Annotated in this window: 18 protein-coding genes and 1 pseudogene; 1 reads left to right on the top strand and 18 read right to left on the bottom strand. The window is 63.5% G+C overall.

Features of this window, described 5'->3' with window-relative positions:
* Positions 1–84 precede the first annotated feature (84 nt).
* From rpmD to R2601_RS02005, 12 genes are all read right to left on the bottom strand, one after another.
* Positions 85–273: a 50S ribosomal protein L30 gene (gene rpmD, locus R2601_RS01950; protein ID WP_007792704.1), complete on the bottom strand. Its 189-nt coding sequence runs from the start codon at positions 271–273 to the stop codon at positions 85–87.
* Between the two features lie 5 nt (positions 274–278).
* Positions 279–857, bottom strand: a complete 579-nt coding sequence (rpsE, locus tag R2601_RS01955) for a 30S ribosomal protein S5 (protein ID WP_007792708.1) — start codon at positions 855–857, stop codon at positions 279–281.
* 188 nt (positions 858–1,045) lie between these two features.
* Positions 1,046–1,405, bottom strand: a complete 360-nt coding sequence (rplR, locus tag R2601_RS01960; RefSeq protein WP_007792712.1) for a 50S ribosomal protein L18 — start codon at positions 1,403–1,405, stop codon at positions 1,046–1,048.
* A gap of 11 nt (positions 1,406–1,416) precedes the next feature.
* Positions 1,417–1,950: a 50S ribosomal protein L6 gene (gene rplF, locus R2601_RS01965; RefSeq protein WP_040544281.1), complete on the bottom strand. Its 534-nt coding sequence runs from the start codon at positions 1,948–1,950 to the stop codon at positions 1,417–1,419.
* Between the two features lie 10 nt (positions 1,951–1,960).
* Positions 1,961–2,353: a 30S ribosomal protein S8 gene (gene rpsH, locus R2601_RS01970; RefSeq protein ID WP_007792718.1), complete on the bottom strand. Its 393-nt coding sequence runs from the start codon at positions 2,351–2,353 to the stop codon at positions 1,961–1,963.
* A gap of 12 nt (positions 2,354–2,365) precedes the next feature.
* Positions 2,366–2,671 (bottom strand): 30S ribosomal protein S14, encoded by a 306-nt coding sequence (gene rpsN, locus R2601_RS01975; protein ID WP_007792722.1) that lies wholly within the window; start codon positions 2,669–2,671, stop codon positions 2,366–2,368.
* A gap of 11 nt (positions 2,672–2,682) precedes the next feature.
* On the bottom strand, positions 2,683–3,243 hold the full coding sequence (gene rplE, locus R2601_RS01980) for a 50S ribosomal protein L5 (protein WP_007792725.1): 561 nt from the start codon (positions 3,241–3,243) through the stop codon (positions 2,683–2,685).
* A complete protein-coding gene (gene rplX / locus R2601_RS01985; protein ID WP_007792728.1) occupies positions 3,236–3,547 on the bottom strand; it encodes a 50S ribosomal protein L24 in 312 nt (103 codons plus the stop codon). The genes rplE and rplX overlap by 8 nt, the downstream gene beginning before the upstream one ends.
* Positions 3,547–3,915, bottom strand: coding sequence for a 50S ribosomal protein L14 (gene rplN / locus R2601_RS01990; protein WP_005854833.1), 369 nt, complete (start codon positions 3,913–3,915; stop codon positions 3,547–3,549). Before rplN ends, rplX begins: the two co-directional genes overlap by 1 nt.
* Before the next feature lie 75 nt (positions 3,916–3,990).
* Positions 3,991–4,221 carry a 30S ribosomal protein S17 gene (gene rpsQ, locus R2601_RS01995; protein ID WP_007792742.1) on the bottom strand — a complete coding sequence of 77 codons (231 nt, stop codon included), beginning with the start codon at positions 4,219–4,221 and terminating at the stop codon, positions 3,991–3,993.
* Between the two features lie 12 nt (positions 4,222–4,233).
* Complete coding sequence (gene rpmC, locus R2601_RS02000; protein WP_007792750.1) at positions 4,234–4,440, bottom strand: 50S ribosomal protein L29; 207 nt, start codon at positions 4,438–4,440, stop codon at positions 4,234–4,236.
* A 266-nt stretch (positions 4,441–4,706) separates the two neighbouring features.
* On the bottom strand, positions 4,707–5,327 hold the full coding sequence (locus R2601_RS02005; protein ID WP_007792758.1) for a TIGR02466 family protein: 621 nt from the start codon (positions 5,325–5,327) through the stop codon (positions 4,707–4,709).
* Positions 5,328–5,575: 248 nt separating this feature from the next.
* Here R2601_RS02005 and R2601_RS02010 point away from each other — a divergent pair, with 248 nt between their 5' ends.
* A complete protein-coding gene (locus R2601_RS02010) occupies positions 5,576–6,370 on the top strand; it encodes a hypothetical protein (RefSeq protein WP_007792761.1) in 795 nt (264 codons plus the stop codon).
* 95 nt (positions 6,371–6,465) lie between these two features.
* Here the strand turns inward: R2601_RS02010 and rplP are convergent, their stop codons facing one another.
* The 6 genes and pseudogenes from rplP to R2601_RS02040 form a co-directional block, all read right to left on the bottom strand.
* On the bottom strand, positions 6,466–6,879 hold the full coding sequence (rplP, locus tag R2601_RS02015; RefSeq protein ID WP_007792765.1) for a 50S ribosomal protein L16: 414 nt from the start codon (positions 6,877–6,879) through the stop codon (positions 6,466–6,468).
* 13 nt (positions 6,880–6,892) lie between these two features.
* Positions 6,893–7,603, bottom strand: a complete 711-nt coding sequence (gene rpsC, locus R2601_RS02020; RefSeq protein ID WP_007792767.1) for a 30S ribosomal protein S3 — start codon at positions 7,601–7,603, stop codon at positions 6,893–6,895.
* Positions 7,603–7,983, bottom strand: coding sequence for a 50S ribosomal protein L22 (gene rplV, locus R2601_RS02025; RefSeq protein WP_007792768.1), 381 nt, complete (start codon positions 7,981–7,983; stop codon positions 7,603–7,605). The genes rpsC and rplV overlap by 1 nt, the downstream gene beginning before the upstream one ends.
* Before the next feature lie 3 nt (positions 7,984–7,986).
* On the bottom strand, positions 7,987–8,265 hold the full coding sequence (gene rpsS / locus R2601_RS02030; RefSeq protein ID WP_007792772.1) for a 30S ribosomal protein S19: 279 nt from the start codon (positions 8,263–8,265) through the stop codon (positions 7,987–7,989).
* Positions 8,266–8,268: 3 nt separating this feature from the next.
* Entirely contained in the window at positions 8,269–9,111 is an 843-nt protein-coding gene (rplB, locus tag R2601_RS02035; protein WP_007792774.1) for a 50S ribosomal protein L2, read from the bottom strand.
* A gap of 393 nt (positions 9,112–9,504) precedes the next feature.
* A pseudogene (locus R2601_RS02040) lies at positions 9,505–9,792 on the bottom strand (50S ribosomal protein L23); the annotation flags it as partial.
* Between the last annotated feature and the right edge of the window lie 159 nt (positions 9,793–9,951).

The following is a 9,951-nucleotide window of genomic DNA, read 5'->3' on the forward strand; positions in this document are numbered from 1 at the left end:
CGCCGGAAGCTCTGCCCCTAAAAGGAAACACGCCCCGGAGAGGGATCTCCGGGGCGTGTCTCAATACTGTCGAAGCGGATTGCTTCAGCCGCGCTCTTCGACGACCTCGACGAGATGCGGGATCTTGGCGATCATGCCGCGCACCGAGGGGGTATCCTCGAGTTCGCGGGTCTTGTGCATCTTGTTCAGGCCGAGACCGATGAGGGTCTTGCGCTGGACTTCCGGGCGGCGGATCGGCGAGCCGATCTGCTTCACGACGATGGTTTTAGCCATGGATCTCAGGCCTCCTCAGCGACTTGGCTCGACTCGGCCGGCGCTTCGTCGCGCTTGGGCAGGATGTCGGCCACTTTCTTGCCGCGACGCTGGGCAACGTTGCGCGGCGACTGCTCGCGCTCGAGGCCGGCCAGCGTGGCGCGGATCATGTTGTAGGGGTTTTGCGACCCGATCGACTTGGCGACCACGTCGTGCACGCCCAGCATCTCGAACACGGCACGCATCGGACCACCGGCAATGATACCGGTACCTTGCGGTGCGGTGCGCATCACAACACGGCCAGCGCCGTGACGGCCCTCGACGTCGTGGTGCAGGGTGCGGCCTTCGCGCAGCGGCACGCGGATCATCTTGCGCTTGGCTTGCTCGGTGGCCTTGCGGATGGCCTCGGGGACCTCCTTGGCCTTGCCCTTGCCGAAGCCGACGCGGCCCTTCTGGTCGCCGACGACGACGAGCGCGGCGAAGCCGAAGCGCTTACCGCCCTTCACGGTCTTGGACACACGGTTGATCGCGACTAGGCGATCTGCGAATTCCGGCGTTTCGTCGCGGTCGCGACGGTTGTTCCGGCGATTGTCACGTTCTGCCATCAGGCATTCCTCTGTTCAGGGTCGGCGCGCTGCGGTCCTCGCGGTCCGGAGCCACCGGGTTGGTGCAATCCAGGTGAGGCGCAGAAGGCGTCTCCCGGATCATCGAGGCGTTTCCGCCTACAAGAACGGGGCAACCGAAGCTGCCCCGAGAGAGATCGTCGGGCGGGGCCGAACCCCGCCGCGACGGATCAGAGCTTGAGGCCACCCTCGCGGGCCGCGTCGGCCAGAGCCTTGACGCGACCGTGATAGAGGAAGCCGCCACGATCGAAATAGGCTTCTTCCACACCGGCGGCCTTGGCACGCTCGGCGATCAGGGCGCCCACTTTCTGGGCCGCTTCGACGTTGCCCTTGCCGACCACACCGAGATCTTTCTCCATGGTCGAGGCCGAAGCCAGGGTCACGCCACGAACGTCGTCGATCAGCTGGACGCTGATGTTCTTGTTCGAACGGTGCACCGAAAGGCGCACGCGGCCGGCGTTGACCTTGCGAAGCTTGTTCCGGACGCGCAGGCGGCGCTTCTGGAACAGTTGCAGTTTGCTGTTTGCCATTGTCCGCGTCCTTACTTCTTCTTGCCTTCCTTGGCGAAGATGTACTCACCTTTGTAGCGAATACCCTTGCCTTTGTACGGCTCCGGACGGCGCCAGTCGCGGATGTTTGCCGCAACCTGACCGACCTCTTGGGCGTTGTGGCCCTCGACGATGATTTCCGTCGGCTTCGGCGTGGTGACCGTGATGCCCTGCGGAATGTCGAAGTTCACGTCGTGGCTGTAGCCCAGGTTCAGCTTCAGGGTCGAACCCTGGACCTGAGCGCGGTAACCCACGCCCTGGATCTCGAGCTCTTTCTTGAAGGTGTTCTGGACGCCGTGGACCATGTTGGCGACCACGGTGCGGGACATCCCCCACTGCTGACGGGCGCGCTTGGAGTTGCCGCGCGGCGTCACGCTGATGGTGTTGTCCTCGACCGCGATGGTCACATCGTCGGTGGCGGTGAAGGTCTGGGCGCCTTTCGGGCCCTTCACTTCAACGGTCTGGCCGCTGACGGATGCGGAAACACCCGAGGGCAGCTCAACCGGCTTTTTCCCAATACGAGACATGCGTCCCTCCTTAGAATACCGTGCAGAGCACCTCGCCGCCGACATTGGCAGCGCGGGCGTTTGCGTCCGACATCACGCCCTTCGGCGTGCTGACAATCGACACACCCAGGCCCTGACGGACCGAGGGGATGTCCTTCACACCCATGTACACGCGACGGCCGGGCTTGGAGACCCGCTGCAGTTCGCGGATGACCGGGGTGCCATCGAAGTACTTGAGGCTGATCTCGAGGGTCGGGTGGCCGTTCTTGTCGGTCCCGGACTCGTAGCCGCGGATGTAGCCTTCGTCCGCAAGGACGTCGAGCACCCAGGCGCGCAGCTTCGACGCGGGGGTCGACACGACCGACTTGCCGCGAAGCTGCGAGTTGCGGATACGGGTGAGCATATCGCCGATAGGATCGTTCATCTCATACCCTCCTTACCAGCTCGATTTCACGACACCGGGAGCCAGGCCATTGGAACCGAGATCGCGAAGAGCGATACGGCTGACCTTGAGCTTGCGGTAGTATGCGTGGGGACGGCCCGTGAGCTGGCAGCGGTTGTGCAGACGGGTCGGCGAGGAATTGCGCGGCAGCTTCGCCAGCTTCAGGCGGGCCTTGAAGCGCTCTTCCATCGGTTTGCTTTCGTCGGTCGCGATCTCTTTGAGCTCAGCGCGCTTGGCGGCATACTTCTCCACCAGCGCCTGGCGCTTCTTTTCGCGTTCGATCATGGATTTCTTGGCCATGTGTTCGCTCCTCAGGCGTTGAAGGGCATGTTGAAATGCTTCAACAGCGCCTTGGCTTCCGCGTCGGTTGCCGCGGTGGTGGTGATGATGACATCGATGCCCCAGACCTCGTCGACCTTGTCGAACTCGATCTCGGGGAACACGATGTGCTCCTTGATGCCCATGGCAAAGTTGCCACGGCCGTCGAACGACGGCTTCACGCCACGGAAGTCGCGGATGCGGGGCATCGCGATGTTCACCAGGCGGTCAAGGAAATCGTACATCCGGTCACCACGCAGGGTCACCTTGGCACCGAGCGGCATGTCTTCACGAACGCGGAAGCCGGCGATCGACTTCTTGGCTTTCGTGGTGACGGCCAGCTGGCCGGCGATCTTGGTCAGGTCTTCCTGAGCCGATTTCGCCTTCTTGGAGTCGCGCACGGCCTCGGCACCGCAGCCGATGTTCAGGACGATCTTGTCAAGACGCGGGATCTGCATGTCGTTGGTGTAGCCGAACTCTTCTTTCAGAGCGGCCTTGATCGTGTCGCGGAACTGCGTCTTGAGACGCGGGGTATAGGTCGCGGTATCAAGCATCGATCACGTCCCCCGTGGTCTTGGCGAAACGGACCTTCTTGTCGCCTTCCATGCGGAAGCCAACGCGGGTCGGTTTGCCGTTGGCATCGACGATGGCGAGGTTCGACAGGTCGAGGGGCTTCGCCTGCGGCAGACGGCCGCCCTGCGAGTCCTGCGACTGACGGGTGTGACGGATCGCCATGTTCACGCCGCCGACGACGGCCTTGCCGGCCTTCGGATCGACGGATTCGATGGTTCCGGTCTTGCCCTTGTCCTTACCGGCAAGAACGATGACCTTGTCACCTTTTTTCAGCTTGGCAGCCATCAGAGCACCTCCGGAGCGAGCGAGATGATCTTCATGAAGTTCTTCGCACGCAGCTCGCGAACGACCGGCCCGAAGATACGGGTGCCGACCGGCTCGCCCGAGTTGTTCAGGATGACGGCCGCGTTGCGGTCGAAGCGGATGGACGTGCCGTCTTCACGGCGGACTTCCTTGGCGGTGCGCACGACGACGGCCTTGCGGACGTCACCCTTCTTCACGCGGCCGCGCGGAATGGCCTCTTTCACCGAGACGACGATGATGTCGCCGACCGATGCGTAGCGGCGATGCGAGCCGCCGAGGACCTTGATGCACTGAACTTTCCGGGCACCGGAGTTGTCAGCGACATCCAGATTGGTCTGCATCTGGATCATGTGGTTTCTCCCGACCTTTGGGGGTTGTTCTAGGTCTACCCCCCAGGGTTTCGATCAAACTGGGATGTGGGCGGATTACTCCGCGATCACTTCCCAGCGCTTCGTCTTCGACTTCGGCGCGCATTCGATGATGCGGACGCTGTCGCCGACTGCGAACTTGCCCGCCTCGTCGTGAGCGCGGTACTTCTTCGACTTCTTGATGGTCTTCTGCAGCACGGGGTGCTTGAAGCGGCGGACCACCTGGACCGTGACGGTCTGTGCGTTGGCGGTGGAGGTCACGGTGCCTTGCAGGATACGCTTGGGCATGGGGTTAACTCCTTATTCCGCCGAAGCCGCGGCTGCGGCTTTCTGGTTCAGCACGGTCTTCACACGTGCCACGTCACGGCGGACCTGGCGGATACGTGCGGTGTTTTCGATGGCTCCGGTGGCCTTCTGGAAGCGGAGGTTGAAGGCCTCCTTCTTCAGGGCCACGAGCTCGTCCCGGAGCTGGTCCGGGGTCTTCGAGCTAAGCTCTTTGGCGTCCATAGCGGTCGCTCCTTTGTTGCAACATCACCGGAGAGCCCCGTCGTTATGCGGGTCACCCTGATTCCCGGTGGAGGTGGATGAGCGCGCTCTATAGGCCGGGATCGCGCATAAGGCAAGGGAGAAAGGGCTGCGCGGGCCGGGCGTGGGCAGATCTGCCCCCCTGCCCTGCTTCGGCAATCGTCCGTTTGGAGCCGAACCGGCGGGCTCCGCCCGTTCGCACCTCAAACGCTCCCCCGGAGCGTTTGCCGGCTACGCCGAACCGGTGCTCACTCCCACTTGTAGTTGAAGCTTACCGAGATGCGCTCGTCTTCCGCCGTGTTGGGCGGCACCTCGTGACGCAGCCACGACTCCCAGAGCAGCACATCACCCACCGCCGGTGCCTCGTAGACGAAGGTCTTCAGCTCCTCGCGGCAGCCCTTGCGGCGCGCCGGCGCAGCCATCATGAAGCCCAGCCGCGGATCCTCGAGCTTCAGCGCCGAGGTGCCGTCGGGCATCGAGACATAGGTCGTTCCCGAGATCACCGAATGCGGGTGGATATGCGAGCTGTGCGTGCCGCCCTCGGGCAGGATGTTGATCCAAATATCCTCGACCACCAGCTTCTTGTCGCCGAGATCGAATTCCAGATCCTCGGCGAAAGCCGCCACATGCCTGTCGAGCGCCTCGACCAGAGCCGCAAAGATTGGAAAGCGCCACGGCAGGTCGGTCAGCGAGGCATAGGAGGTGTAGCCCGGGTAGTTGTTCTCGTCGCACCATTCCTGCCCCGCCTCGTCATCCTCGGCGATGGACCAGCACGAGGCCTCGAGCTCGTCGAAATCGATGGCAGGCGCCTGCTCGGAGAGCGGGGCGCGGTAGAGGCGGGTCGCGAAGAGAGAACGGATCTGGGTCATGCCCCGCTCATAGCGCGAGTCGCGGAAACTGGCGAGAGGCAAGCTATTGTTAAGAGCTCGCTGCCATGCTGACGGACAGGTCACAGATGCCACTCACGGCCTCGCCTCCTTCAGGCGCTCTCTCTGTGGCCGGGCCGTCAGACCGGCCTGGCCACCGCTCACGAATGACTGCGCCATCACTGCGCGCGGTCATACACTGCCATCCCGTTCTGCCACCAGCTTGGCAGTCGAATATGGACGAGGTCAGAATGACCCTCCTGCGCACGCTTCTGGCGCTGTCGATGCTGCTCGCCCCGCTGCCGGGCTCTGCTGCGGCGTTCCTGCCACTTCAAGATGGCGGGCAACCGCTCCTGCAACAGGGTCGGCCCCTATTCGCCCCTCCGGCGACCGATACCGGGCGGCATATCTCCGCGGGCGTGCCCCCACCGGTCGCGCCGCGCCCTCCTCGTGGCGGCGCCCCCCTTGCCAACCTCGGGACGGCGAGCCTGTTTGCAGGCCGCCGCGAAGGAGGGCTCTTCGCCCCCGTCGCCCCGCGCGCCACCCCCCGACTTCCTGGCCCCGTCACCGGAGTCGCGGCGCATCTGCGCAATGTCATCGCCCTGGCCGAAGCCGGCGCCGCGGGCTATGACGCCGTGCAGCACGGGGCCCGCATCCGCCCGCCCAGGGCGCCCACGCGCATGACGCTGGCTGACATCTTCCAGTGGATCGCGGACACCCCCGGGCAGCCCCATGCAATCGGGCGCTACCAGTTCATCCCCGATACGCTGCGCATGCTCGTTGGGCGCGCAAATCTTCCGCGCAGCACGCGGTTCTCGCCGCAGGTCCAGGACCGCCTCGCCGACCTTCTGCTGCTCGATGCGGGGCTGGGTGAGCTACAGGCGGGCACGATCAGCCGCACGCGCTTCATGAACAACCTCGCGCAGATCTGGGCCGGGCTCCCGAATTCCAGCGGCCGATCGCATTACCATGGCTATGCCGGCAACAAGGCAACCATGAGCTGGGCGCGCTTCGATCGGGAAGTGTCGCGCGTGCTCCCGGATTAGCCCCCTGCCCCGCAGAGAGCACCCCAAACGAAAAGACCCCCGCCGATCGCTCGGCGGGGGTCGCGATCTTTTCTCAAGCGCGGAAGCGCCCGATCTTACCAGTCTTCGCGAACGACGACGCGGGTCTTGATCGGCAGCTTCATCGCGGCAAGGCGCAGAGCTTCGCGTGCGACATCTTCGGCAACGCCGTCGATCTCGAACATCACACGGCCCGGCTTGACCTTGCAGGCCCAGTAATCGACCGAGCCCTTACCCTTACCCATCCGGACTTCGGTGGGCTTCGAGGTGACCGGGGTATCCGGGAAGATCCGGATCCAAACACGGCCCTGACGCTTCATGTGACGCGTCATGGCACGACGGGCTGCCTCGATCTGGCGCGCGGTGACGCGCTCGGGCTGAAGAGCCTTGAGACCGTAATGACCAAAGTTCAGATCAGAGCCGCCCTTGGCTTCACCCTTGATCCGGCCCTTGAACATCTTGCGGAATTTTGTGCGTTTCGGTTGCAGCATCAGTCAAACTCCCTCAGCGACGGCCGCCCATGGCGCCGCGCGGAGCCGGACCGTCCTGGATTTCCTGCGACTTGCGGTCGCGGGCAGCCGGGTCGTGCTCCATGATTTCGCCTTTGAAGATCCAGACCTTGATCCCGATGATACCATAGGGGGTCGTGGCTTCGACGTTGGCGTAATCGATATCGGCGCGCAGGGTGTGCAGGGGCACACGGCCTTCGCGATACCACTCGGTACGGGCGATCTCGGCACCGCCGAGACGACCAGCGACGTTCACACGGATGCCGAGGGCACCCATGCGCATGGCGTTCTGAACCGCGCGCTTCATGGCACGACGGAACGACACACGACGCTCGAGCTGCTGCGCGATGCTCTCACCCACGAGGCGGGCGTCAAGCTCGGGCTTGCGCACCTCGACGATGTTGAGGTGCAGCTCGCTGTCGGTCATGCTCGCCAGCTTCTTGCGCAGGACTTCGATGTCCGCGCCTTTCTTGCCGATGATCACGCCCGGACGTGCGGTGTGAACGGTCACGCGGCACTTCTTGTGCGGACGCTCGATGATCACACGTGCGACGCCGGCCTGCTTGCACTCTTCGTGGATGAACTCGCGGATCGCGATGTCTTCCAGAAGCAGGTCGCCGTAATCCTTGGTGTCAGCGTACCAACGGCTGTCCCAGGTGCGGTTGACCTGAAGACGCATGCCGATCGGATTGGTCTTGTTACCCATTAGGCTTGCTCCTCGATCTGACGCACCTTGATGGTGAGTTCCGAGAACGGCTTGTTGATGCGGCCAAAGCGGCCACGGGCACGGGGACGCCCGCGCTTCATCACAAGGTTCTTGCCCACGTAAGCCTCGGCGACGACAAGCTCGTCGACGTCCAGACCGTGGTTGTTCTCGGCGTTCGCGATAGCGGACTGAAGGCACTTCTTCACGTCCACGGCGATCCGCTTCTTCGAGAAGGTCAGGTCCGTGAGGGCCTTTTCCACCTTCTTGCCACGGATCAGCGCGGCCACCAGGTTCAGCTTCTGCGGCGACGTGCGCAGCATGCGCAGCTTGGCCATTGCCTCGTTGTCCGCCACGCGGCGGGGATTCTTATCCTTGCCCATGGCTTACTTCCTCTTGGCTTTCTTGTCGGCCGCGTGCCCGTAGTAGGTGCGGGTCGGCGAGTATTCACCGAATTTCTGACCGATCATGTCTTCGGTAACCAGCACGGGAACGTGCTTCTGGCCGTTGTAGACGCCAAACGTCAGGCCCACGAACTGGGGCAGGATCGTCGAGCGGCGCGACCAGATTTTGATGACTTCGTTCTTGCCGCCTTCGCGTACCTTCTCGGCCTTTTTCAGGACGTAGGCATCAACGAAAGGGCCTTTCCATACAGAGCGCGACATATGTTAGCGACCCTTCTTCTTGGCGTGACGCGAGCGGACGATGAGCTTCTGCGACGCCTTGTTGGTGTCGCGGGTCCGCTTGCCCTTGGTCGGCTTGCCCCAGGGCGTCACCGGGTGACGACCACCGGAGGTCCGGCCTTCACCACCACCGTGCGGGTGGTCGATCGGGTTCATCACGACGCCGCGGACGCTCGGACGCTTGCCCATGTGGCGGACGCGACCGGCTTTACCGAGGTTCTGGTTGCTGTTGTCGGGGTTCGACACGGCACCGACGGTGGCCATGCATTCCTGACGCACCAGACGCAGCTCGCCCGAGGACAGACGGATCTGGGCGTAGCCACCGTCACGGCCGACGAACTGGGCATAGGTGCCCGCGGCGCGTGCGATCTGACCGCCCTTGCCCGGCTTCAGCTCGATGTTGTGCACGATGGTACCGATCGGGAGGCCCGAGAACGGCATCGCATTGCCCGGCTTGATGTCAGCCTTGGCCGAGGCGACGATCTTGTCACCGATGGCCAGACGCTGCGGCGCCAGGATGTAGGCCTGCTCACCGTCATCATACTGGATGAGAGCGATAAAGGCGGTACGGTTGGGGTCGTATTCGATGCGAACGACGATGCCGTTCACGTCAAACTTGTTGCGCTTGAAATCGACGATCCGGTAGAGACGCTTCGCGCCACCGCCGCGGCGGCGTGCAGTGATCCGTCCGGTGTTGTTCCGGCCGCCCGATTTCGTCAGACCCTCGGTGAGGGCCTTGACGGGACGTCCTTTGTACAGCTCCGAACGGTCGATCAGCACCAGCCCGCGCTGGCCCGGCGTCGTCGGTTTGTACGACTTGAGTGCCATGCTTCTGTCTTCCGTTTGCAGAACGGGTGAAACGGGTCCACCCTATGTGAAAGCCCCCTCGATCCCGGATGGATCCGCAGGTGGCCGATGGTGTAGGCCCCCGAAGGTGCCCGGTTCGATGCCCGGCGAATACGTGGAACGGATCAGCTTGGGCAAAACGCGAAGCCCCGGACGAATCCGGGGCCTTAGCGGATGGGGTCGTTTAGGAGATCCACCGCGAGAGGTCAAGGCCCGTCGCGAGGTCCGTCCAAGCCAGCTCTCCGGTTCTCTCGAGCCCCCTGCCCCCGGCGTCGCCGTGCCGAGCAAACCCGGTCACTCCAGCCCCCCTGTCATGCAGAAAGGCCCCCGGTTTCCCGGGGGCCTTTCCGATGTCGTGCAATCGCTGTGAGACGATCAGAGGCCGGTCGACACGTCGATCGTGTTGCCCTCTTCAAGGGTCACGTAGGCCTTCTTCACGTCGTTCCGGCGGCCGATCTGGCCACGGAAGCGCTTCACCTTGCCCTTGGTGATGGTGGTGTTAACGGCCTTGACCTTGACACCGAAGAGCGCCTCGACGGCCTCTTTCACCTGGGGTTTGGTTGCGTCGATCGACACTTCGAAGACAACCGCGCCGTTCTCGGACGCCATGGTCGACTTCTCGGTGATGATCGGCTTGCGGATCACGTCGTATGTTCGGGCTTCGCACTCATTTCAGTCGAGCTCAGAGCTTCGACACCGCTTTCGTGAGACAGGGTGCACGTTGAGATGCATACACGTGGACCCCCTGGCACACTCGAGCGCGTGTCGCGACCACGAGTCTCGTGACTCGACGCATGACAAGCCCTCAGCGAGTCTGCTGCT

This window comes from Salipiger bermudensis HTCC2601 (genome assembly GCF_000153725.1).
Taxonomy (GTDB): Bacteria; Pseudomonadota; Alphaproteobacteria; order Rhodobacterales; family Rhodobacteraceae; genus Salipiger; species Salipiger bermudensis.